Genomic DNA, 24113 nt, shown 5'->3' with positions numbered 1-24113 from the left:
TTCTTTAAAAAATCCGGTTCACAGTAATCCGTGACCGGATTTTTTGTTCTATAATCCTTTGGAAAGTTTTTATGATTGCATTTTATTACCCATAAAAAATAACTTGCAGATTTAAATGTATGGAGATGTAAAATGTTAAAGAATTTACAGAAGACAAACCTTGAAGTCTTGTTTAAAAATCGACGATTTTATATTGTACTATGCGCTGTGCTAGCTTATGTGCTGTTTCCAACCTTAGTGGAATTGGCACAGCTGTACAAAGCGGATCAGGCGACGTTGTCAGCCGCGTATATTTACTTTGGACAGGCACAAATCAGTGTAGTTCATAATTTCGATAATTATGGAATCTTTTTCGTTTTGCTTTTTCCTTTTGCAGTTTCTTTAGCATATTCTGACTGCAATTTTGAGGAAAAACAATATGGGAGCGACCGCATTGTCATTGCGAGGGTTGGTCGCAGTAATTACTATACTGCACAATGGCTAACCGTTTTTATCGCAGGGGCACTGATTATTTGGATTCCCCTTGTAATTGAAAAACTGGTGTTAATGACTGCGATTCCGTTAGATTCTATGAAAATAACTCCCACCTATCCATTGAATCCTTACACTGCTTTTTTAAATCTATCGTATTGGAAATCGTTGTTCTATAATCATCCTTATCTTTATTTCTTTCTGTATGATTTTATAACGGCGTTTTTTGGGGGCCTGTTTGCATTACTTTCTTATGCCCTTTCCATTCATACCAAGTTAAATCATTTTTTGGTATTAACTATTCCCGGGATTTGCTATATCGTTGCTGGCTTACTGGGCGGCTTTGTGAACGAACAATATATGCCTGTTGCTTGGATGATACCGCCTTTCCGGGCAGCAGGTACAAAGTTTGAATATCTCGTATGCGCAGCGGTTGTGCTCTTGCTCTTCGATTTAGCAGCTCTGCTTGTAAAAATTCATGTTAGGCGGGATGAGGTATGATGCTGCGCGCACTAGGAAAAGTCTATATTCGCAATCGATCGACCATCGCGGTATTGATTGCCCTGCTTGCATTTACGGTCTTAGGAATTTTCAGCCCCAATATGCTAGCACAGTTTGCGTGGGAACAACATCCAAAGTTTTATCTTGCTAACTATGCATCCTATTTTTTCTGGTTCAGTACCATCTGCTTCTGTATTCCCATGTATTTTATTTTGCTACAGCCGCAAATTCACTTTTTTGAACAAGAAACAGTTTTTTGTAGATTGCTCTCAAAAAGGAAGCTGTGGCTGCTTCGGATTGGACTTGGAATGGCAAGTGCAGTCCTTTATGTTGTACTACTATATCTTTTGCTACTAATACGAGCGGCTATTTTTGGGCAGTTGACTCATTATGCGGAAAACGGAACCTTTTTTCTGCTTGCATTTGTGTCGCAGTGTGTAGCCTATGCATGTCTCACCTGTGTTTACCTATTCTTTGCGCAGGTGTTTTCTAATCGTATTTTGGGCTGTATTATCAGTTATGGTCTCATTTTGTATGACTATATCGTCTTGCAGGGCACTCTTAATTGGGGTGAATTAGGTATTATGGGAGCAATTTCTGTTGTTCCGGGACATATGAATACATATGGAATCTACTTAATACGTATTGTTATTTTCATTGTGGTGGTTACTGTGATTGGTACATTAGTTTGTCCCAAGCGTGACTGTCTCCCCAAGGAGAAAGGGGAGCAGAAATGAATGCTAAAAGACTGCTTTATCAAAGTTACCGCTACGTTGTTACTGGTGCTGTTTTTTTGCTGATTCTGATTCCAAACTTAAGCAGTACTGTACAAATGCATGGTAGTTTGGAATTTTATTTTTTGGCTTGCTATGGTGGAATTTGTGATGTGCGAGATATTCTGTCAATTTCAAATTTACGATGGATTGTTCCCAATGTTGTGTCAATATATATGCTTTCCAATCTTTTTTTAGAGGACTGCCGTATCAGTTATGTATATGTTTTTACTCGTTCACAGAAAAAATCTAGGTGGCTGTTTCGGCAGTCGCTCCATTTATTAAAAAGAACCTGCAGCACTTTTGGCCTGCTTTTCGTTGTTACACTGCTGCTGGGTATGTTTAACGGATTAAAACCACAAAATGGTATGCATATGGCAATTTTACTGTTGGTGCTGTATGTGATCAATACAGGCACGGTATTCTTTTTCGCTTTCCTGCAAAATGTTTTTTCTCTCAAATTAGGAAGTGCGGCTGCATTCATCATCACTTTACTCTTTTATTTCGTGCCCGTTTTTATCGGCTGCGCACTTTACAAGGATGCTTCATCGCTGGTGCCCCTGTACATATTGCTGCCGGGTGCCAACCAGATGCTCCTGTGGCACACACTTCCGTTTACAATTTCCGGTCAGGAGGCGTTTGGAATTGTGCCGGTTTCTGATGCAAGTGCGGGAGGCTGTATTTGCGCAATTATCCTGTGGTGTATTGTTTGTTATTGGCTGTATCGCCAGTGGTTTTGCAAGCAGGACATGATTTCATTGATGAAGGAGGAACAAGGATGAGTGTTACAGTAGAAGTAAAAAATTATACTAAAACAATTAAAGGGCAAACTGTTCTTTCAAATGTGACTTTGCAGTTGGAAAGCGGTGTTTGCTATGGATTATATGGTCATAATGGGTGCGGCAAATCTATGCTTATGCGCGCGATTGCAGGACTAATCTGCCCTACAGAGGGCTGTGTGACTGCGTTTGGAAAGGATCTAAATAATTCCAATTCTTTCCCGGACAGTTTGGGACTGATTATTGAAAACGTTGGTTTCTGGCCTTATTTTACGGGACTGGAAAATCTTAAATTACTGGCTTCCATCAAAGGGGAAATTGGTGAGCCGGAGATTCGGGATGCCATTACACGCGTGGGACTTGACCCGGATGACCGGCGGGTCTATCACAAGTACTCTCTGGGTATGAAACAGCGGCTGGCCATTGCGCAGGCTATTATGGAAAAGCCAAATTTAATTTTGCTGGATGAACCCACCAACGCATTGGATGAAGATGGCGTTTCATTGATACGAAAGGTAGTTCAGGAAGAAGCCGAACGCGGTGCAACTATTTTAATTGCTAGCCATAATCGTGAAGATTTAACTACTCTGTGCAGTCAGTTCTTTAAGATGAATGCAGGGAAACTGCAGATCGTGGAAGGTGTGGCATGATATGAAAAAGAAATGGTATTTACTCCCACTTTTTTTTGTGATTGCCTGTTTTATCTTCGCAGCAATTGTTCGGGTGTCCTATCCCAAAAATCTGTTGAATCGCGCACAAACATATACTTACAATGCGAACGCAGAGGAAACAACGTCATTTTTAGAGGGAAAGGGTTTTCGCACCGGTGCAGATCTTGTGTCGGGTTCTGATATTATTGTGCAGGGGAAATGGTCAGGCGAGCGGAAAGCAACCAATGACGCACTTTATACCCCTGTAAACGTGGAAAAAGTCAATAAAGGGAGTGCTTCGTTAGTAGGAAAAACAATTTTGGTTGTGCAGCAGATGAATGTAATTGAAAATAATGAGCAAGCATTTTATTATGACGCGGCGCAAAATGCAATGATTCCATTGCAAAAAGATGTTGAATATTTATTACTGCTCAAGCATGTACCGTCAGATGCATCAAAAACTGTGGACTCTATGCAGTATTATCCTGTCAGCGAATCTGCATTTGGTATCTATCGATTATCTAACAAAAAGCAACCACGTATTTTAAAATCCACAGAAGAAATAATTCACTTTAACGAATTACAGAATTTTGACCTGTATACCTCAAAGCAAGCACAGCTAGACAAGTATTATACATATAAGGCGGACGTTTTTGCAGCAACACATCAATAACGTTTAACAAACTAGTCATGATGTATAGTGTAACCTGAATTACTGGAGAATAGTATGTTTTGTTGTGTGGAAATTATTATTGGGACAAAACACTGAACCGATAAGTGCACCAGAAACCACGGACTTAAACACAACCGTTAAAAGACAATTATAGAATTTATCAATACACTAAATATTTACAACACGTTAGAATTGCCTGTACTTTCACACCCCAAAGTACAGGTTATTTTTATATGCAAACGGCTGTTCCTGTTCCAATTCCGCACGTTGGATAGCTGTTTGCAGCTGCTTGTACGCCTGCTGCGCTTGTTCTGTTTCACGGGTAAAACTGACTGCTTTGCGCAATGAGGAAAGCGCACGGTCAAGGCACGCGTTTCGTGCTGCCCGGCGACATACTGCATGAAAGGCGGCGCTTATAGAACCACTGACAGTCTGTTTTGAATACCGTTTTGTGTAATCTGTATGACATTGCAAATCATATCTGCGTGCAGCAGAAAGAATAACATTGCCCATGCGTGTGTATAGGTCTCGCGTTTTGTTTGCGGCAAAGTTTCGGCTTTCTCCATATGCGCTTTTTAAAAATTGCTCTTCCTGTTTCAGCAAGTGCTGAAAATTCTGATATTCTACATAATGGTATCGCGTAAAGCACTCTCGCGATAGACTGTCAATTACAGGTCGCAGTTTTTGCAAAGTGTTCATATTGTATTTCCAAAGTCGCCGGTCAGGCGGTAATCTTCCGTAAAGACTTAAAAAGGACTGTCGCAGTTCCTTGTTTACTGTCCACAAATCAGACGGAACAGAAGCGAGCAAGCTTTTGCGCATAACATCATTTAGCCGCTGCTGCTCGGGAGAACGGTCCACCAAGCGGTTGACAACTGCACTTTTCATTTTGTCCAGCGTGGATTCTTTCAGCTTGCCACGACGTACCATTTTACCATGCCATTCTTGAAGCGGACGTGTGGGAAAGGGCTCGGCAACTGCAATGTGTATATGCAGATTGCCGGTATTGTAATGAATTGCAGCTGCCCATACAGCAGCGGGCATCTGTTCATTTTTGAGCATAACACGCATTGCCTGCCGAACTGCGCTGCGGACAGCAACCTCATTAACCGTATGATTTTGTGTGCTATAAAGTCCGTTTTTTGCAAGCCAATCATTTTTAAAACTGATGACATTCTGCCAAAGTGGACTGCCGTTCTGTTGGGCAGCGTGCAGTCGCTTTTTGAAAAGTGATTTTTCTGCAGCAGTTAAGTGGTCAGACTGCGCCGTAAATAAAGCGTTGCAGTGGGAGTAACTTTGTTGTTTGAGTGGGTTGTCCATATAGTCCGTATATTGTGCAAATTCACTTTTCTTGACCGCATTTTTTCGGTCAACATAATCCACATAACGTCCATACGCTTTCTGATTTGGCAAAGCAAATTTTGAACATAAGACAATGCCGGGTGTAATTCTGTCTTCCATTTATAAATTCACCTCACACAAACGGTCTGGTTTCATCATCCATGTTTTCCGTTTCACACAGTGCAGCATATTCGCGGTCAACGAGAAAACAGAATTTTTGTAGTACCTGTGTATTTCGTTCAATAGTATCACAGCAACAATGAACCAAGTCGGCATAGTGATTTTCGCTTTCTGAAAACTGCATATCCGCAAGACAATTTTCAAGGAGACTGCACAAAAGCTGGTTACGCGAGGTATGTCTTTCGGCGGCCAACGTGTCCAGTTTGCTTAAAACAGTTGGGCTAACTCCACGTATTGTAATTTTATTAAAATCCGGATTCATTCAAAAATCATCTCCTAAAACAGTCGATTTTCTGATTTTGAAACGTATTTAGCGGGGAAACAGGATAAGGAGAAACTGCCGTCACAAACTGTGACGGTGCAGGCAAAGCCTGCCGTTTTTTAAAATTACGGTGACTGCACGATTATGAAAACCGCCGTGTTTTTGTACCAAGAGATTTACATACAGTTTTCGCATAAATATGCGCATGTATTTCGCGAATTCTATCGCTTTTATTCCTTAAACCAAGAAGCCGCAATAACCCTGCATATGACAACATTTTTTGTGTGGACTTCTTTATTCCTCTAAAAAGAATTTTTCATCTTTTATTGCTGCAAAGGGGGATATGCGCCACATCTTCGGCTTTCTCCCACATCGGTAGTCATTGATTTCATTGTACGCAAACAGAAAATTGTGTTTTTCTAACAATTGAATTGCTGTTTCAAAATCCTTTTTACATGCGCGGTCTTTTAATTTTGCGCAGCTGTGTCGAATTTCATTTTGTGTCATGATGGTTCCGGCAAGACTGTGATTTTTCAGCATGGAAAGAATGTACTGTGCATTTTTAGCTACTTGATTATCTTCGCTTTCTCCATAAAGTGTATCTGCTTGGATTTTATAGTATTTTGCAATGGCAATTGCGCTTTCCATCGTGTGCAGTGAAATGCACTCTGCTCCTGCCATGCTTCCCAAACGTGCAATATGTAAAACACCTGCGATCCGCATGGTTGTTCCATATAGTTTTCCCAAAACATATTCCTTGCTTCCCACTACATTATTTAGAATTTGTTCTATCTGATAGTAATACTCGCGTGCAGCAGTCTGCGCTGCTGCTGACAATTCCAAAGCATTTGGTGTTTCTCCTAATGGAATATCCAGAATGGATTTCACCAGCGCATTCCATGCCTCTGTAACTTCCTGCGGAGCAGCTGGTACATCGCTCGGCGCAAGTCGTGTGCCTATCATTGACTTTGGGCGATTGATTAAGAAACGGGCAGTAAACCCACGTTCTGTGAAATTTGAATTCTCCAAAAGTTTATCAAGCACTGTGTTCTGTATGAAAACACAAAAAACAGAATAGGGATTCTGCAATACAATGTTGCGACGGGTAATGCGTTCTGTCCGCATACCCTCTCCTGAGTAAGTGTGAAGAAAGGTTGATAAATCACTGGCAGCGCTGCCCGCTTTACTGCTGCACATATTGGTCAGCATATCAAAAATGGTCGCTTCTGAATCCAAAATAGCAATTTTCTCTTTGTTTTCCGACAAGGCTTTTTCAAAAGATTGAGAATTCACATTGGTGAGCCATAACTTAACAGGATGGACGGCGTCTTTTTCTGCGGTCTTTAATTCCATTTCAACATCAGCCAGTTCAAGTTCAAGGTTAGGGGCTTTTCCATCCAGCTCCATTTGGCGTTCAATTTGACTGCGCTTGTGTTCGAGTGCATTTAAATGTGCTTCCGACTTTGCGATATATGGTTCCAAACGCTGGTTTTCTGAATTCTGCCATGCAAAGATCGGCGCAAATACTATTTCAAATGCAGCTGACTTTCGCTCAGATGGACGAGCAACAATTAGCGTCCAAAGATTAACCGGTTCAAAATAATTTTTGGAAACATGAACGCAAAATTTCTTCATTGCACCTAATGAGATGGCTGCTAAACAGGGTGGTGCAAGCATACTTGGACTGATTTGTTTTTCCTTTGCCTGTGTACAAACGAAATCGTATAGAACAGGTGGCAAAGCTTCAACAGGAAATGATTCTTCTGTGGAAACAGAAGACGTAATCGCTAACGGAAGCTGAATTCCCAACGTTCCAGACAATATTGCCAACGTACTTTTGTAAGCAGTTAGCGACATGTTGTCACCTTCTTGTAAAAGCCGAGCTGCTTCTTCCCAGTTTTGGGATGATTGCAGACTGGCTATTTCTGAATCTATGTTATGTTCCTTTAATTCTTCAGTACAGCTCATTCTTTTTCATCTCCATTTGTTTGAAGTGCACAAAAGCCACATAAAAGCCGAAAAAAAGTCTGCCAACAAATCATTGAAAAAGCGCGTTGCGAATGCTTCTTTAATTTTAAGGAGTTGAAGGCATTGCTTTTATTCCACCACACGGCGAATCCCTCCCCCTTTGGTATTTGCAGAAGCTTCCTCTGCTGCTGATTGGTTTGTTCCATTGCGAACAAAAGCAAGAACGTTATCCCACAGGATTAAATATTTCTTTCCAGTTTTAATTGCAGGAAGTGTACCTGACTCGCACGCTGAGCGAAGTAGCTTTTCAGGCAACGGAATACCTTCATTTTTGCAGCGAAGAGCAGTGCTGTGGATAGATGCTAGCGAACAATACAAATTTGAATTTGTGCTTGAAATAATCATCATACAATCCTCCATTAAATTCGCAATAATCATTTTAAAATATTAAAATGCTCATCAATATATTTAACATTATAGCAACATTATTTTTATTGTCAATAATATTAGCAAAAATGAGAAATGAGAAATTCTCAATTATGTTTATTTGTAAATGGAATTGACTAATAGAATATTTAACACTATAATTATGAAAAACAGCTGGGAGGATGTATAATGAATTTTTCGGAAAGGCTTTTGCTTCTTCGTAAGGAATCCGGTTTAAATCAAAAGGAATTTGCCGCCCAATTAGGCGTGGAACCTTCAAAGTACAACAAGTGGGAAAATGGTGTAAACTGTCCTAACTACGAAACTGTTTGTATGCTGGCCGATTATTTTCGCACATCAACCGACTATCTTCTTGGACATACGGATGCACGTTACCCGGAAAATGAAGGAACTGTGTTAGAACTGGGGCTGTCAGATGCTGCAATTACGCAAATTAAAAGCTTCCAGGAACAAGGAATTGAGAATAAAACAGATAATCGCTCTTTTTTGGATATATTCAACATGCTTTTTGAAGGCAAAAATGCGGACTATTTTTGTGATATGCTGAAATATGTTAAGAAAGCAACTTGTGGGCAGAGTGCAAAATCCAATAAAGAGAGTTCTCACTCAAAAATGCATATACTCTCTTCTGCACTGGCAGCAGACAGCCTCAACAGCATCATTAATCATGTTAATGCATTGAATAAGAAAGCAAAACAATAACCGCTTTACTCACTCTCTTGCAGGAAGGGGTGCTTCAAATTGGCGAGTATTCAAAAACGGACAACAAAAGATGGCAGTATCAGTTATCGAATTCGCGTACTGGTAGGAAAAGTGGGAGAAAAGCAAATTATGCGGTCGACTATCTGGCACGTTCCAGATGGTATGACATCCGCTAAAGCAGAAAAAGAGGCAAATCGACAGGCAGCACTGTTTGAAGAAAAACTTAAAACAGGAATGGCGTTGTATGACGGCAACACAACTTTCGGCGAATATGCTGAACAATGGGTAAAGAATCATCAGTGCGCCGGAAAAACGAAGGATGGCTATCAAGAACTGATGAAGCGTATACAGCCCGCACTGGGACATATCCGACTATCGAAGCTGCAGCCGCATCATTTGGAAGCTTTTTATCAGAACCTTGCTGAAAAGGGAATTAACCAAAGGGGAAACTATGCAATTTCCGAAAAGCTTCCCCTGCTGCTGAAAGCGGAACACTTGACCTATGACAAACTGGCCGCTGCTTCCGGCATTTCTTCCTTTACGGTTTCTACAGCTGTACATGGAAAGCACGTCAGCTTTCAAACTGCCCAGAAAATCAGTAAGGCACTTAAAAAGCCGGTAGAAGCCGTGTTTACACTTCATAAAAACGAAAACCCACTGTCAGCAAACTGTATCATGCACTATCATCGTTTGATTTCTGCAATACTCTCTAAAGCAGAACAGGAGCAGCTGGTGGTACGCAACGTTGCTCGATTAGCGGAAAAACCGCGTGTGATTCATAAAGAAGCAGCTTATTTGGATGACGAACAGGCAAAACAGTTTCTGTCACTTATTTTGGAAGAGCCGGATATACGAATTAAGTCTGCGCTGCTCCTGCTCTTGTTTACAGGAATGCGTAGGGAAGAATTGTGTGGGCTTTCCTGGTCAGACTTGGATGAATCAAGTCAATTAGTCCACATCTACCGCTCGTCACAGTACCGCCCACACATGGGGGAACTGGAGGGACCGACAAAGAATCCGTCCAGCGTTCGGGCGATTAAAATTCCACTCTTTGTGGTACAGACACTGAAAGAATATCATGCCTGGTGGACAAGTCAGCAGATTGCCTTCGGTAAGGAGTGGCAGGGAAAACTTCAGCGGCTGTTTATTCAAGAAAACGGTTCACCAATCAATCCTGACACCATTAACTACTGGCTGGAAAAATTTTTAAGGAAGCACAACTTTCCGCACATCACGCCCCACAGCCTGCGGCACACTTTTGCGACACTCAACATTTCCAACGGTGTTGACATTCGTACCCTGCAAAGCCTGACTGGTCACGCTCAGGCCAGTACATTGGTCAATACATACAGCCACGCCATTAAAAGTCGTCAGGCGGCTGCGTGTGACGCATTGGAAGAAGTTTTGACGGGGAATTTGGCAGCTGAGAAACAAGCATAAAAAAGCGAAGCGTGCCGTAACTCAGCACACTTCGCCCGTTTGTTTCATGATATTATTGACACAAAGTTGACACTTAGCTGTTTTGCAATAAAAATAAGCCGCATAGATAAGCTACAAAAATGGCTTATCTATGCGGCTTTCGCTTTGGTGCGCCCGCGGGGATTCGAACCCAGGACCTTCTGATTCGTAGTCAGACACTCTATCCAGCTGAGCTACGAGCGCATATCTGCTGTCCTTAAGGAGGACAGCTTCTTTATTATAAAGATTCATCCGCCAAAAGTCAAGCTTTTATTAGATATTTTTTAAAAAATCCAATAGTTCGTTCTTGATTTTTGGCTCTTGCTCCATATTCTCCATAATTTTATCTTTTATGGATTCTACTGCTTCTTCCGGTGTTTCCGGTTTCCCCAACGCAAACGGGCCAGAGGGGGAGGGATGCTTCTGCCGCACAAGCATTGTTCCGCTGCACGGCGGCAGTGTCAAACCGCAGTTGCGGTCGGGCGCCTCTCCGAAAACAGGTTCTGCCGTGCGCCACTCATCCGGCAAGTACAGAGTACGCGAATTTCCCCCCGCATTCATTGCAACCAAAATTGCATCAACAGAATCCTCCCGGATATAAACCATCGTATGGTCATCCGCATTTAGCGGAACAAACGAGCCTTCCTTTAAACAAGAAAGCATTCCGCGCAGCTTGCCAAGCTTTCGGTACCACGCCAGCAGGTCAGTGTTTTCATGCCCCCACGGATACGTTCCGCGGTTGAATGGGTCTTTGTAGCCCTCCATGCCAGCTTCATCCCCATAGTAAATGCAGGGAATTCCAGGTAACGTATACTGCATCATTGCGGCAAGCTTTAAACGCTGCAGTCCCAGCTGGCGCTGCTTTTCTGTAAGATGCGTTTCAGACTGCCACCTGCGGTCGTGATGCTCTGTTGGCGCACCAGCCAGCACGGTCAGCGCACGCTCCGTATCATGGGTACCGATATGGTTCATCAGCAGGCGAATCACCTGCGGCGGGTAGTTTTCCAAAATATCCAGAATGATTTCCATCATCTGCGCCGGATCTGCGCCCTTCACAAATCCAAGTACCGCATCGCGGAACGGGTAATTCATGACGCTGTCCAGTTCCTCTCCCAGCAGGTATTTACGGCGCTTTCCGTAAGCGTTTTTGGTACTTGCATCCTCCCAGACTTCACCGAGCACCAGTGCTTCCGGGTTCTCCATCTTCACCGCTGTGCGCAGATTATCCAGAAAGGCATCCGGCAGCTCATCGGCAACGTCCAGCCGCCAGCCGGAAGCACCGTCCGCAATCCAGCGCCGTACAATGCCGCCTTTGCCATTAATGTACGCGTTATACTGTGGGTTTGTTTCCGTCACATTCGGCAGGGTATTGAAGTTCCACCAGCACTCATAGTCATCCGGCCAGTTCCGGAAATTGTACCATGCATAATAGGGGGACTGCTGGCTGTTGTACGCTCCCTGTGTGCTGTAGCGCCCCTCGCGGTTAAAGTAGACGCTGTCGCTGCCTGTATGGCTGAAAACGCCATCCAGCAGAATATGCATTCCGCGCTTTTTTGCTTCTGCGCACAGCGTTTTGAAATCTTCTTCCTTGCCAAGCAGTGGGTCTATTTTCTCATAGTTTGCAGTGTTGTACCTATGGTTGGAGTGAGCCTCAAAAACCGGATTCAAGTACAAACACGTTACACCCAGACTTTTCAAATAATTCAGCTTCTCTGTAATACCGGCAAGGTCGCCGCCAAAATAGTCGGAGTTTGTAACCTCGCCCTTGCCGTTTGGCTTCCATTCGGGCTGGTCACTCCAGTCTGTGTGCAGCTTTCTGTCCTGCGGAACATCGGCTTTCGGCTTTCCGGAAGAAAAAAACCGGTCTGGCAGAATCTGATACATAATGCCGCCTGCCAGCCACTCCGGCGTGTGAAAGGAACGGTCGTAAACAGTCAGCTGCCAAGCGCCGCAGTCGTTTCCCATCACGGTTCCCTCGCCGCCAAAACCTTTGTGCAGATTCAGCACTCCACGCCAGGTAGCAACCTCAAAGTGGTAGAAATATAGGCCTGGAGTCTTTGCGGCAAAGTGGCACTCCCACCACTCATGATTATCGCCGTTCATGCCGCACCAAAACATATCCAGCACCTGTGTTTCCCCAGTGCTGTCATTTTCCACTAACAAGCGCGCTGCGCTGCAGCGCAGATCCCGCGGCATATCGATTTTAAAATGGACAGGCAGACAGTTCGCCACTGCTCCTGTAGGGTACCGAAAAACAGGGTTGCGTGAATTAAACATGCACATGCTTGCTCCTTTTTCGAATCTTGCAGACTTTTTGCGTTGCTTCCCTTCAGTGCATCAGTTTGCTGTTTTTCCCTTCACAGGGGGTACAGTGCCAAATGTTCTCCGCATACTCGCGAATTGCGCGGTCTGCCGCAAAGCGTCCGGAATTTGCAATGTTGACAAGGCACATCTGCTGCCAGGTTTTTTCGTCCCCATACAGCTGCATTGCCTTTGCCTGCGCGCGCTGGTAGCTGTCAAAGTCCGCCAAAACCATATAAGGGTCATTTCCGGTAAGTGAATTGACGATATCTCCAAAGTCAACACCGTTGACTCCGCCGCGCATAAAGTCGATTGCACGGTGCACAGCAGGATTGTTGTAATAAATCTGGTCCGGGTGGTAGCCCGCGGAGCGGAGGTTTTCAACCTCCGGTGTGGTCATGCCGAACAGGAGCATATTGTCATCCCCAACGGAATCGTGAATTTCCACATTTGCACCATCCAACGTGCCCAGTGTCACCGCACCGTTGATCATAAACTTCATGTTGCTGGTACCGGAAGCCTCGGTGCCCGCCAGAGAAATCTGCTCACTGATATCCGCTGCCGGAATCAGCAGTTCCGCCAGCGTGACACGGTAATCCTCCACATAAACAACTTTCATCTTGTCTTTGACGGCGGGGTCGTTGTTGATTACCTCGCCCAAATCATAGATAAAGCGAATCATCTGCTTTGCGAAGTAATAGCCCGGGGCTGCTTTGGCGCCGAAGATATAAGTGTGCGGGGTAAACTCCGCATTCGGATTGTCTTTCAGCCACAGATACGTGGCAAGAATATTCAGCGCGTTCAGGTGCTGACGCTTGTATTCATGCATGCGCTTGACCTGCACGTCAAAAATGGAATCCGGGTCAAGCACCAGATTGTTTTCACGCTTTATGTACTCTGCCAAACGTTCCTTATTGCTTCGTTTGATTTTTGCAAGCTGCTGCAGAACAGCTTTGTCAGCCTTAAAAGCCTCAAACTTTTTCAGCTGAGAAGCGTCATAAATGTAGCCGCTGCCGATTTTCTGCGTCAGCAGCGCTGCAAGCTGCGGGTTGGACTGGTTCAGCCAGCGGCGGTGTGCAATGCCGTTGGTTACGTTTGTAAATTTATCCGGCATTTCTGTGTAAAAATCATGAAACACGGTTTCTTTCAAAATTTCACTGTGCAGACCCGAAACGCCGTTGACACAGTGGCTGCCCACAACCGCCAAATTCGCCATCTTGACATAGCCGTCGTTGAGCGGCGCCATGCGGCCGACTTTGTAGCCGTCCACGCCAAGGTCATGCATCTGCTGGCAAAAGCGGCGGTTGATTTCCTCGATAATTTGATAGATACGCGGCAGCTGCATACGGAAGAGGTCCTCGTTCCAGCACTCCAGTGCCTCTTTCATAACTGTATGGTTGGTGTAGGCAATGGTGCGGGTGGTCAAATCCCACGCGCGGTCCCAGTCATAGCCGCACTCATCCAGCATAATGCGCATCAGCTCAGGAATTGCCAGCACCGGATGGGTATCGTTCAAGTGGATTGCCACGCGCTCCGGCAGGTTGTCAAGTGTAGAATATTTGAACAGGTGGGTGCGGATAATATCCTGAATGGAAGCGGAAACCAGAAAATACTGCTGGGTCAGGCGCAGGCTTTTGCCCTCGGAGTGGTTATCTTCCGGGTACAGCACTTTGGTAATGGATTCCGCCATTGCGTTCTGCTCCATGGCACGCATATAGTTGCCGGAGTTAAACAGGCCCATGTCGAACTCCTGCCCTTTACTTTTCCAAAGGCGCAGGCGGGAAACGCCGCTGCCGTCCATGCCGGCAATAAACATATCACAGGGAACAGCCAAAATGGTTGTGTAGTCCTTGTGAATCGCCTGATGGTAGCTTTCGTGCCAGCTTTCCTCCACATGACCGCGAAAATGGACTTCCACTGCCTTTTCCGGAATCTCACGCAGCCAGATTCGGCCGCCGGGCAGCCAAAAATCCGGCAGTTCCGTCTGCCAGCCGTCCACAAGTTTCTGGCGGAAGATGCCGTACTCATAGCATAAGCTGTAACCCGTTGCCGGATAGCCGCCGGTCGCAAGAGCATCCATGAAGCAGGCCGCCAAACGTCCCAGGCCGCCGTTGCCAAGACCCGCATCCGGCTCACACTCATACAAAGCATCCAGCTTGACATCCATCTGCTGCAGTGCTTCTCGGAAAGATTCCTCTACACCTAAGTTAAACAGGGTATTTTTCAGGCTGCGCCCCAGCAAGAATTCCATGCAGAGGTAGTAAACCTGCTTGGTGCCTTTTTTTTCTGCTTCTGCTATAAATTCACTGCGCCCCTGCTCCATCATTTCGCGCGCAATCAGGGCGACGGATTTGTAGAGCTGGTCATTGGTTGCATTTTCAAGACCTACGCCGTAGTTGTGCTCCAGCTTGGCAAGAATCTGCTTTTTAATCTGCTGTACTGAGTGCCGATACTCCATGATTCAATTCCTCCGTTTCAGGCGGGTGTTCATTTTTGCCGCAGTTCTTTGTGAAATAACTGTTTTATATTATATGCCAAATTGCACAGCTTTTCAATGACCGCCGGCAAATTTGCACGATTCTGCGGAAAGCAGCGGAAAGCCGCCAAATCATGCGATTTTTTGGGCTTTATTCAGTTTTTTCGGTTGTTTCTTTCTAAGCATATTTTAGGCCAATTATTTATGCATAATGTACAAAATCAATTTTTCTTTAAAAATCTTTCCATGCAGAAATCAAGCTGTGTGAAATTTGCCGAAAACGCTTCCTTCCGCTGTAAAAATAGGGTATAATAAAAAGCAGACTTTCAAAGAAAAAGAAAGGAGCTTTTTTGCACATGAGCAAAAACAGTGTCCGGCTGACCGTATTTGGCACCGAGTGTGTGGTTGGTACGGATGACAGCGAAGCCTATGTCCGCAGCATCGCAGCAGAAGTACAGGACTGTATGCAGGCGCTTTCCCGCCAAAATGAAACCGCCTCCGGTTCCGTCATTGCCATCGTGGCGGCTCTCTCGTTCTGCGATGATTATCATAAAGCTAATAAAAGTACCGAAACGCTCCGGGAACAGATCAAAGGTTACTTGGAGGACAGCACAAAAGCCCGTCTAGAAGCAGAGGAGGCGCGAAAAGAAACCGCCCGCCTGCAGCAGGAGGTCGCCTCCCTGCGCGCGCGTCTGGGTGAAACGGAATCCGATGGCCCTGCAGATTCCACAATCGACGCTCCTGTTCAGCGGACTGCCTGCACCGGCAGTTTTTCGCGTCCTACGCGGGAAGCCGGGGAGGAATCCGGTGAATTCCTGCATTATTTTGAGGAAGAAGAGAAAGAAAACGAGGAAGCAAAGGATGAATAACGGGGAGGTACTGGCACCCGCCGGCGGCCCCGAAAGCCTGACAGCCGCCGTCCGCGCCGGTGCGGACGCAGTTTATCTGGGTGCCGGCTCTTTTTCCGCCAGAGCCAGCGCCCAGAACTTTTCCAATGCGGAACTCGCAGAAGCGGTGCGGTTCTGCCACACGCGCGGCGTACGGGTACACTTGGCGGTCAACACGCTGCTGCGTGACGAAGAGCTGCCCGCCGCACTGGAACTGATTCAGTTTGCCTGTTCTCTTCCGGTGGATGCCGTTTTGGTGCAGGATACAGGGCTGCTGTATCTGCTGCGCCGCGCCTGCCCGCAGCTGCCGCTGCACGCCAGCACGCAGATGAGCATCCATGCCCCTGCAGGGGTACGCGCGTGCAAAAAAGCTGGTTTTTCCCGCGTAGTGCTTTCACGCGAAATGAGTTTAAAGGAAATTGCCGCTGTGCACGAAGATTCTCCGGATGTGGAGCTGGAATCCTTTGTACACGGTGCGCTTTGCATGAGTGTTTCCGGTCAGTGCTGGTTCAGCGCCATGCTGGGCAGCCGCAGCGGAAACCGCGGACAGTGCGCGCAGCCATGCCGCCTGCCTTTTGCCGCAGAGGGCGGCACCGGCCACGATTTATCCCTGAAAGACCTCTCTATGATTGAACGAATCGGGGAACTGAGAAACGCCGGTGTATACTCCTATAAAATTGAGGGACGCATGAAGCGTCCGGAGTACGTTGCCGCCGCAACCCGTGCCTGCCGGCTCAACGCGGACGGCAAGCCGATTCCGCCGGAACTGCTGCGCGACCTGCATGATGTTTTTTCCCGCTCCGGCTTTACCACCGGTTACCCGGATGGAAAATTAGGACGCGAGATGTTCGGCACCCGCAGCAAAGAGGATGTAACTGCCGCCGCGCCGGCATGCAGCCGTCTGCGTGAACTTTACCGGCGGGAGCTTTCCCGCGTGCCGGTACAGCTTTTGCTGACCGTTCAGGAGGGCAAGCCGGTACAGCTGACTGCTGCAGACAACGACGGACACACTGCTGAAGTCCAGAGCGACCTATTGCCGCAGGCGGCGCTGAACCGACCGTTAACCGAAGACGTCTGCACAGAGCATTTATCCAAAACCGGCGGAACGCCATTCTTAGCGGAAAAGGTACAGTGCAAACTTGGCGAAGGATTTTCCGTTCCGATTTCTGTATTGAATCACCTGCGCCGTGATGTGCTGGAAAAACTCCAGCAACAGCGGACAGAGCGAAAGCCGGTTCCGTTTACACCGGTTCATTTTGAGGCATTGCCACACCACACAGCGGGACTTTCCCTTCGCGCGCGTTTTCCGGACGGGAATATACCGGAAGAAGCCGCGCGGCTTGCCGCTGTCATCGTTCCTTTTAACCTGCCGCTGTCAGAACTAAAATCTCTGCGGGAGCGGGGCATGCACATTATTTTGGAACTTCCGCGCGGAATGTTCGGCACAGAAGCATTCATCCGAGAAAAGCTGCAGACCGCCGCGGACGCGGACTTTCGGGATATCTGGGCTGGCACATTAAACAGCGCCGGTCTTGCGCGCGAACTGGATCTTACCCTGCACGGCGGCTTTTCTTTGAATGTGACAAACTCTGCTGCACTGCGTTGGTATACTGAATTTGGTCTGACTGATACAGAATTAAGCTTTGAACTGACCCTGCAGCAGGCAAACGCACTGGGTGGGAAACTGCCCCGCGGCCTGCTGATTTATGGGCGGCTGCCGCTGATGCTGACCCGCAACTGTCCCATTGCAAACGGCGGTGGCTGTAAGAGCTGCAAATCCGCACACACGCTTACTGACCGCAAGGGGATTGCATTTCCGGTGCAGTGCTTCGGTGGGTGCAGCGAAGTGCTCAACAGCGTTCCGCTTTCCCTGCTGGGGCGGCTGAAAGAACTGCGCGGGCAGGATTTTGGCGTGCTTCGCTTTACAACTGAAACTTTTGAGCAGCGTGCACAGGTGCTACGGCTGGCGCTTGCGGACAAGCCCTTTGCCGGAGAACTGACACGCGGCCTTTACTACAGAGGTGTTCTATGAATCTGCCTGTTCAAAAACTGCGGAAAAACGCAGTTCTGCCCACCCGCGCCACCGCCGGCAGCGCCGGACTGGATTTGTACGCCTGCTTGGAAGCGCCGCTAACCATTGCGCCGGGAGAACTGCGGCAGGTGCCGTCCGGTGTAGCCGCGGCGCTGCCGCAGGGAACCGTTGGCCTGCTGTGCGGGCGCAGCGGTCTGGGCGTAAAGCATGGCATTACGCTGAGCAACAGCGTCGGTATCATTGACAGCGACTACCGTGGTGAGCTAATTGCGGGACTGTGCAACGTGGGAAGTGAGCCGTATACTTTGATGCCCGGTGAACGCTTTGCACAGCTGCTGGTGGTGCCGGTGCTGTTTCCGGAACCGCAGGAAGCCGCACAACTGCCGCAGACAGTGCGCGGCAAAAGCGGGTTTGGCTCCAGCGGAAAGTAAAAGCAACTGGCAAAAACTTTGCGTGAAATGCACCCGCGTCGCCGAAAACCGCACGTGGGGAAGTACACCAAACTGGATGTAACCTTCAGCGCACCGCCTACGGGGGCTTTCCCTCTGTCTTGTGCAGTTTCCTTGTTAGATGTATAATAAATAGAATCCACCGCGCCTTGTGCGCCGAAAGGGGTAAAAATACGACTATGGCGAAAGATATCGGCATTGACCTTGGCACAGCGAACACGCTTGCATATATGAAAGGCAAAGGCATCATCATGCGGGAGCCGTCCGTTGTTGCAGTGGACGTACGCACCGACGCCGTGGTGGAAGTCGGCAGCAAGGCCAAAGATATGATTGGCCGAACCCCGGGCTCCATTGTGGCAGTCAGCCCACTGAAAGACGGCGTAATCGCCGACTTTGAAATTACCGCCACCATGCTCAAGCATTTTATTCATATGGCCGCAAAATCCGGCCGCTTTTCAAAAGCAAACATCGTGGTCTGCATTCCTTCCGGTGTAACGGAAGTGGAGCGTCAGGCAGTGGATGACGCCATTGATAAAGCCGGCGCCCGTGTGCTGGAATTTATTCCGGAACCAAAAGCCGCGGCGTTGGGTGCCGGTCTGCCGGTTGAAGAACCGGTCGGCTCTATGGTTCTGGATATTGGCGGCGGCACCAGTGAAGTTGCAGTCATCTCTTTAGGTGATATTGTTGCATATGAAAGTGTTAGAGTTGCAGGCAACAAATTCGATGAAGCGATTATTCATTACATTAAAAAGAAGTACGATTTGCTCATTGGCCAGCAAACCGCTGAAGAAATTAAAAACCAAATTGGTTCCGCATATCCAACCGAGGGCACCGAAAACGCTGCCCTGCAGATTAAGGGCCGCAGTCTGGTAGACGGCTTGGCAAAAAATATCACCATTACAGCAGAAGAAATTCGGGAGGCTCTTTCCGACTCTTTACAGATTGTTGTAGAGGCGGTTCACACTACACTGGAAAAGACCCCGCCGGAACTGTGCGCCGACATCATCGACCACGGTATCACCGTCACCGGCGGCGGCGCGCTGCTCCACGGTATTGCGCCGCTGCTGCATCAGGAAACCGGCTTGCCGGTACGCGTGGCAGAGGACCCGCTGGATTGTGTGGTAAACGGTGCGGGAAAATATCTGGAAAAGGACGCACACAGCAAAAAGAGTGCCGATGCCCCGCAGGAATAAGTTTTACATCGTCTTTTCCGCCTAATGTTTGATTGTACAGCAACCCGAACCTGCGGGCAGCCCCGCAGGCGGCCGGATGAAGGAGGCTCCCTGTGAACCGGTTCTTTCAGACTAAAAAATTCAAGGGACTTATCGTGGTGCTGTTTCTGCTTTTCAGCCTGGTTCTGTATACCAGCACCGCCGGCCCTGGTGCAGTGGGCAATATGCTTAACAGCATTGTCATGCCCATGCAGCGGGTCTTTTCCGCTGTGACCGGCAAAGCAGAAACCAGCGCCCAAAGCATCACCAAAAGTAAAGAGGAGCTGCAGTCCGAAAATCAAAAGCTGCAGCAGCAGGTGAATGAGCTGAATCAAAAACTGACAAATTACTACTCCGCTTTGCAGCAAAACGAGCAGTACAAGCAGTTTTTGGGCATTAAAAATGAAAACAAGGATTATCAGCTGCTTTCCGCAACCGTCATTGGGCGCGACCCCAATTCCCTGTTCGACAGCTTTACCATTGACCAAGGTTCGACCTCCGGCGTAACGAAGGACTGCCCGGTTATCACTTCTGCCGGACTGGTCGGCTGGGTCAGCGAAGTCAGCGCGCTTTCCTCCAAAGTTACAACCATTTTGGACGCCAGCGCGCAGTTCGGTGTCCGCGATACATCCAACCGCGACACCGGTGTATTGGGCAGCGACCTGAAGCTCGCCGACAAAGGGCTTGTTAAAATGGAGTACCTTTCAAGCGGTACCACTGTTAAAGCAGGCGACCAAATCGTTACCAGCGGTCTGGCAGTGGAGAGCGGCTTTGGCGGCAAATTCCCGCGCGGACTGCCAGTAGGCAAAGTTTCGACAGTCAAAAACAGCCCTTATGATGTTTCTCTGTACGCAGAAGTGAAGCCTTACGTTGACCCCTCCAAAGTCCGTGATGTCATGGTCATCACCGACTTTGCCGGCAAAGCGGAAGCAGCAAAGGAAACTGCCAGCCAGAACAGTTCCTCCGCAAGCGGGGCCTCCAAATGAAATACAGTAAACTGCTCCGCTACCTTGCCTATATATTTGAAATCGTCCTGCTGTTCATCCTGCAGGAAGCCCCCGGCGTACTGCCGGAAATCCACTACGCCCGTCCGGTGCTGCTGGTTCCGGTCGCTGTTACCATTGCGCTGTTTGAACCGCAGACAGAAGCTACCACTCTCGGTATTCTTTGCGGACTGCTGATCGATACTGGTATGGACAGCGGGATTTTGGGGATGCACGCCATGATTCTGGCGGTGGTGTGCTTTATCGTCAGCTACCTTGCGCGGGATTTGCTGCAGACAAATGTGATGACCGCATTCGTCATCTGCTGCATTGCTATGGGCATTACCGTACTGCTGCAATGGCTGTTATTTTACATTTCCCTGGGTTATTCAGACCCCGCCTACGCCTTTGTACAGCACTATATTCCGCGTTTTCTGTACTCCGTTGCACTTGTTTTCCCAATTTACGCGCTGAACCGCCTGTTTGCGCTGCGGATTCAGCCGGTCAGCTAACATTACATCAAGAATCAGGAGGTTTCGCTTATGCACCGCCGTCCAAGAAAGAAGCATACCAATATCGGGCGCTACGTTACATGCGCCTCCGTTTCCCTGCTGCTGGCGGCCGTTTTTGTCGGCCGTCTGTTTCAGTGGCAGATTATAGAGGGCTCCACTGCTGTGGAAGAAGCCGACAAAAGCAGCAGTACATTGGTCACCATGCCGACTAACCGCGGTGAAATCGTGGACAAAAGCGGTGTCGGCCTTGCCACCAACAAAACCGGGTATGCCCTGCAGTTTGACCACGCCTACATGACTGCCGCAACCGAAAATGCCACGATTCTGCGGCTGATTAACCTATTGGAAAAGCGCGGTGAAAAATGGCTGGATACGCTGCCCATTATCATGGACAGCAAAGGGAATTATGTTTTTAAGCAGAATTCCGAAACAGAAATTCAATACCTGAAGTCCAAGGCTTTTTTAAATGTCAACAACTACGTTGACGCGCAGACCTGCATACAGAATCTCATCAACAAATACTTTAAGCAAACCTCAAAAAACGACAATCCCACCGCGGGCTACAGCAAAACTGACCTTCGCAAGATCGTTTCTGTGCGTTACGCCATGACGCTGCAGGGCTTTGATTATTCGCTGAATACACCTTATACATTTGCGGAAAATGTCAGCCGCGATACCGTGGAGATTATCAGTGAAAACAGCGACAGCCTGCCCGGTGTAACCGCCAAGGTCACCACAACCCGTGAAAACCCGAACAGCACCCTGATTCCGCAGGTAGTCGGCACCATGGGTGCAATTTCTGCAGAAGAGTATGCTAAATTAAAGGACAAGGGTTACCACCTGAATGACCGATTGGGGAAATCCGGCATTGAAAGTGCACTGGAAAGCACCCTGCGCGGTACAGAAGGACAAAAGAGCCTGACCATTAACTCCAACGGCGACGTCACCGGCGAAAAAGTAACCACCGCACCGGTAAACGGAAACACCGTATTTTTAACCATTGACTCCAATCTGCAGAAAGTGGCCTCTGCGGCACTCGCGGAAAACGTAAAAGCCGCGCAGTCAGCGCAGCCGCTGTGCAAGGGCGGCGGTGTAGTTGTACTGAACGTCAAGGACTTTTCCGTACTGGCGGCTGCATCCTACCCGTCCTACGACCTCGCAAAGTACCCGTCCGACACGGCTTACACCAACAGCCTGCTCAGCGACTCAACCAACCCGCTGATGGACCGCGCCTTTGGCAGCGCCTATACCCCCGGCTCCATTTTTAAGCCTGCAGTAGCACTTGCCGCACTGCAGGAAGGCATCATCAACCAAAACACCACCTTTGTCTGCCAGCACAAATATCTGCGCTTTGCCAGCAGCGGCTATACCCCGGTGTGCGAAGGCTACCACGGCCCAATCACAGTGGAAACAGCTTTGGAGCGCTCCTGCAACGTTTTCTTCTTTGAAACCGGATTTCAGACAAAAATCGCCAACATGAACGTTTACTGCAAAAAGCTGGGGCTTGGCGAAAAAACCGGCGTGGAAATTGCCGAAAGCACCGGTGTGCTTGCCGGCCCGCCGGAAAAGAAAGCCGCCGGCGGTGTCTGGTACGAAACCGACACCATTCAGGCTGCTATCGGGCAGAGTGACAACCAATTTACGCCGGCGCAGCTCGCGGCTTACGTTGCTACCATTGCCAACAATGGCACCCGCAAGCAGGTGCATCTGGTGGACCACATTACAGACTACAGCCGGCAGAAGGTTGTTTCCACCACTAAATCAGAAGCTTACACGGACAACAGCGACTACAGCTTCCTTTCCAAAACCAATTTGGACATTGTAAAGCAGGGTATGCGGGACGTCTGCGCAAGTCCGCACGGTACCGCTTACTCCACCTTCGGCGAATATCCGGTCAAGGTAGCTGCAAAAACCGGTACCGCTGAAACCAGCAAAGCGGATAACACCACCTTTATTGCCTTTGCGCCGTATGACAACCCGGAAATCGCGGTTGCTGTTGTCATTGAGCACGGTGAAAAGGGCAAGTACAGCCAGAACGTGGCAAAGGCAATTTACGATGCCTACTTTAAACTGAACCAGCCTTCTTCCTCCAGTTCCTCCACGGCAAGTTCCACCACCCACTGAGTGAAGAAAAAATAAGTGTCACCAAAATTTTTGTGCAGTTTGCTTTATCAAAATTGTCTTTCTGTTTTTGTCCATTTCTCACAAAGAAATGAAAACGATTAAGAATATCTTTGACTATTTAGGGCGAATGTGTTAGTATGAGCATGAGGTTATAAGCATGGGAGCAGTAACAGTAATCACATCTGGAAAAGGCGGCGTCGGCAAATCCACCACAACCGCCCATACTGGTTTGGCCTTGGCTGCCCGCGGCAGGCGTGTACTGCTGCTGGACTGTGACGCCGGACTGGGCTGTCTGGACATGCTGCTTGGGGTTTCCCAGCGGCGTGTGTTTGACCTTTCCGATGTTGTTTCCGGTGCGGCTTCTCCGGCAAAAGCAATTTACGCCAGTCCGCTGATGCCGGGACTGTTTTTAATGCCCGCTCCGCTTCATGAGGAAGACCTTGTCAGCGCGGGGGTTATGCAGCAGCTGGTGCCTGCGCTTGCCCGGCACTATGACCACATTTTAATTGACTGCCCCGCCGGAGTTGGCACCGGATTCCGCAGCGCCTGTGCCGCGGCGGACCGTGCTGTGGTGGTTTCCACACCGGATGGTGTCAGCGCCGCGGCAGCCGCCAAAGCACGCGACCACCTGCTGGAACTCGGTGTTACTGAGCAGCGGTTGGTCATCAACCGTTTTTCCGGTTCCTTTTTCCGGCAGGCACACTTTTTCAGTGACTTAGACGCAGTAATAGACGCGACCGGTATTCAGCTGATTGCCGTTGTTCCGGAGGACAGCGCACTGCGCGCCGCCGCCGTAAACGGTCTGCCGCCAAAAGACTGCCCCGCCGTGCTGGCATTTGCGCGGCTTGCCCTGCGGCTGGAGGGGCGCGACGTTCCGCTGCCGCCGCTGCAAAAACTTTAAAAATCAGGGATGTACATATATCTTCATTTCTT

General features: G+C 48.1%; 21 protein-coding genes and 1 tRNA gene. 15 read left to right on the top strand and 7 right to left on the bottom strand.

The window, feature by feature from the left end; all coding sequences use genetic code 11:
* Positions 1–132: 132 nt before the first annotated feature.
* The 5 genes from H6X83_RS00340 to H6X83_RS00320 are packed head-to-tail and all read left to right on the top strand — an operon-like array spanning position 133 to position 3847.
* Positions 133–972 (top strand): hypothetical protein, encoded by an 840-nt coding sequence (locus tag H6X83_RS00340; RefSeq protein WP_212507220.1) that lies wholly within the window; start codon positions 133–135, stop codon positions 970–972.
* The gene (locus tag H6X83_RS00335; protein WP_212507219.1) at positions 969–1709 is read left to right on the top strand and encodes a hypothetical protein; all 741 of its coding nucleotides are present in this window, start codon (positions 969–971) and stop codon (positions 1707–1709) included. The genes H6X83_RS00340 and H6X83_RS00335 overlap by 4 nt, the downstream gene beginning before the upstream one ends.
* Positions 1706–2527 (top strand): hypothetical protein, encoded by an 822-nt coding sequence (locus tag H6X83_RS00330; protein WP_212507218.1) that lies wholly within the window; start codon positions 1706–1708, stop codon positions 2525–2527. The genes H6X83_RS00335 and H6X83_RS00330 overlap by 4 nt, the downstream gene beginning before the upstream one ends.
* Positions 2524–3174, top strand: a complete 651-nt coding sequence (locus H6X83_RS00325; RefSeq protein ID WP_212507217.1) for an ATP-binding cassette domain-containing protein — start codon at positions 2524–2526, stop codon at positions 3172–3174. Before H6X83_RS00330 ends, H6X83_RS00325 begins: the two co-directional genes overlap by 4 nt.
* A 1-nt stretch (position 3175) precedes the next feature.
* Complete coding sequence (locus H6X83_RS00320; protein WP_212507216.1) at positions 3176–3847, top strand: hypothetical protein; 672 nt, start codon at positions 3176–3178, stop codon at positions 3845–3847.
* A gap of 204 nt (positions 3848–4051) precedes the next feature.
* Here the strand turns inward: H6X83_RS00320 and mobP2 are convergent, their stop codons facing one another.
* The 4 genes from mobP2 to H6X83_RS00300 all read right to left on the bottom strand — a co-directional run bounded on the left by mobP2 (position 4052) and on the right by H6X83_RS00300 (position 8006).
* Entirely contained in the window at positions 4052–5308 is a 1257-nt protein-coding gene (mobP2, locus tag H6X83_RS00315) for a MobP2 family relaxase (protein ID WP_212507215.1), read from the bottom strand.
* Positions 5309–5321: 13 nt separating this feature from the next.
* Positions 5322–5630: a hypothetical protein gene (locus H6X83_RS00310; protein WP_212507214.1), complete on the bottom strand. Its 309-nt coding sequence runs from the start codon at positions 5628–5630 to the stop codon at positions 5322–5324.
* A 294-nt stretch (positions 5631–5924) separates the two neighbouring features.
* Entirely contained in the window at positions 5925–7598 is a 1674-nt protein-coding gene (locus tag H6X83_RS00305; protein WP_212507213.1) for a YfjI family protein, read from the bottom strand.
* Between the two features lie 129 nt (positions 7599–7727).
* Complete coding sequence (locus tag H6X83_RS00300; protein ID WP_212507212.1) at positions 7728–8006, bottom strand: hypothetical protein; 279 nt, start codon at positions 8004–8006, stop codon at positions 7728–7730.
* 207 nt (positions 8007–8213) lie between these two features.
* Here H6X83_RS00300 and H6X83_RS00295 point away from each other — a divergent pair, with 207 nt between their 5' ends.
* Positions 8214–8747 (top strand): helix-turn-helix domain-containing protein, encoded by a 534-nt coding sequence (locus H6X83_RS00295; protein ID WP_212507211.1) that lies wholly within the window; start codon positions 8214–8216, stop codon positions 8745–8747.
* Between the two features lie 129 nt (positions 8748–8876).
* Entirely contained in the window at positions 8877–10187 is a 1311-nt protein-coding gene (locus H6X83_RS00290) for a tyrosine-type recombinase/integrase (protein WP_212507210.1), read from the top strand.
* A gap of 145 nt (positions 10188–10332) precedes the next feature.
* Here the strand turns inward: H6X83_RS00290 and H6X83_RS00285 are convergent.
* The 3 genes from H6X83_RS00285 to H6X83_RS00275 all read right to left on the bottom strand — a co-directional run bounded on the left by H6X83_RS00285 (position 10333) and on the right by H6X83_RS00275 (position 14964).
* Positions 10333–10409 (bottom strand) — tRNA-Arg (locus H6X83_RS00285).
* 69 nt (positions 10410–10478) lie between these two features.
* Positions 10479–12482, bottom strand: a complete 2004-nt coding sequence (locus tag H6X83_RS00280) for a glycoside hydrolase family 13 protein (RefSeq protein ID WP_246419348.1) — start codon at positions 12480–12482, stop codon at positions 10479–10481.
* Positions 12483–12534: 52 nt separating this feature from the next.
* A complete protein-coding gene (locus tag H6X83_RS00275) occupies positions 12535–14964 on the bottom strand; it encodes a glycogen/starch/alpha-glucan phosphorylase (protein ID WP_212507208.1) in 2430 nt (809 codons plus the stop codon).
* A 374-nt stretch (positions 14965–15338) separates the two neighbouring features.
* Between H6X83_RS00275 and H6X83_RS00270 the strand changes: the two genes are divergently transcribed.
* The 8 genes from H6X83_RS00270 to H6X83_RS00235 all read left to right on the top strand — a co-directional run bounded on the left by H6X83_RS00270 (position 15339) and on the right by H6X83_RS00235 (position 24081).
* Positions 15339–15851 carry a cell division protein ZapA gene (locus tag H6X83_RS00270; protein ID WP_212507207.1) on the top strand — a complete coding sequence of 171 codons (513 nt, stop codon included), beginning with the start codon at positions 15339–15341 and terminating at the stop codon, positions 15849–15851.
* Positions 15844–17901, top strand: coding sequence for a U32 family peptidase (locus tag H6X83_RS00265; RefSeq protein WP_212507206.1), 2058 nt, complete (start codon positions 15844–15846; stop codon positions 17899–17901). Before H6X83_RS00270 ends, H6X83_RS00265 begins: the two co-directional genes overlap by 8 nt.
* Positions 17898–18332: a dUTP diphosphatase gene (gene dut, locus H6X83_RS00260; RefSeq protein ID WP_212507205.1), complete on the top strand. Its 435-nt coding sequence runs from the start codon at positions 17898–17900 to the stop codon at positions 18330–18332. The genes H6X83_RS00265 and dut overlap by 4 nt, the downstream gene beginning before the upstream one ends.
* Positions 18333–18529: 197 nt before the next feature.
* Positions 18530–19543 carry a rod shape-determining protein gene (mreB, locus tag H6X83_RS00255; protein ID WP_212507204.1) on the top strand — a complete coding sequence of 338 codons (1014 nt, stop codon included), beginning with the start codon at positions 18530–18532 and terminating at the stop codon, positions 19541–19543.
* Between the two features lie 92 nt (positions 19544–19635).
* On the top strand, positions 19636–20547 hold the full coding sequence (gene mreC / locus H6X83_RS00250) for a rod shape-determining protein MreC (protein WP_212507203.1): 912 nt from the start codon (positions 19636–19638) through the stop codon (positions 20545–20547).
* Positions 20544–21056 (top strand): rod shape-determining protein MreD, encoded by a 513-nt coding sequence (gene mreD, locus H6X83_RS00245; RefSeq protein WP_212507202.1) that lies wholly within the window; start codon positions 20544–20546, stop codon positions 21054–21056. The genes mreC and mreD overlap by 4 nt, the downstream gene beginning before the upstream one ends.
* Positions 21057–21086: 30 nt before the next feature.
* Positions 21087–23180, top strand: coding sequence for a peptidoglycan D,D-transpeptidase FtsI family protein (locus tag H6X83_RS00240; protein ID WP_212507201.1), 2094 nt, complete (start codon positions 21087–21089; stop codon positions 23178–23180).
* A gap of 157 nt (positions 23181–23337) precedes the next feature.
* Positions 23338–24081 carry a P-loop NTPase gene (locus tag H6X83_RS00235; protein WP_212507200.1) on the top strand — a complete coding sequence of 248 codons (744 nt, stop codon included), beginning with the start codon at positions 23338–23340 and terminating at the stop codon, positions 24079–24081.
* The last annotated feature ends 32 nt before the right edge of the window (positions 24082–24113 follow it).

The organism is Caproicibacterium amylolyticum, assembly GCF_014467055.1.
GTDB classification, from domain to species: domain Bacteria; phylum Bacillota; class Clostridia; order Oscillospirales; family Acutalibacteraceae; genus Caproicibacterium; species Caproicibacterium amylolyticum.
Note: the sequence above shows the minus strand (reverse complement) of the source record. Positions and strands in the feature narration are given on the sequence as shown.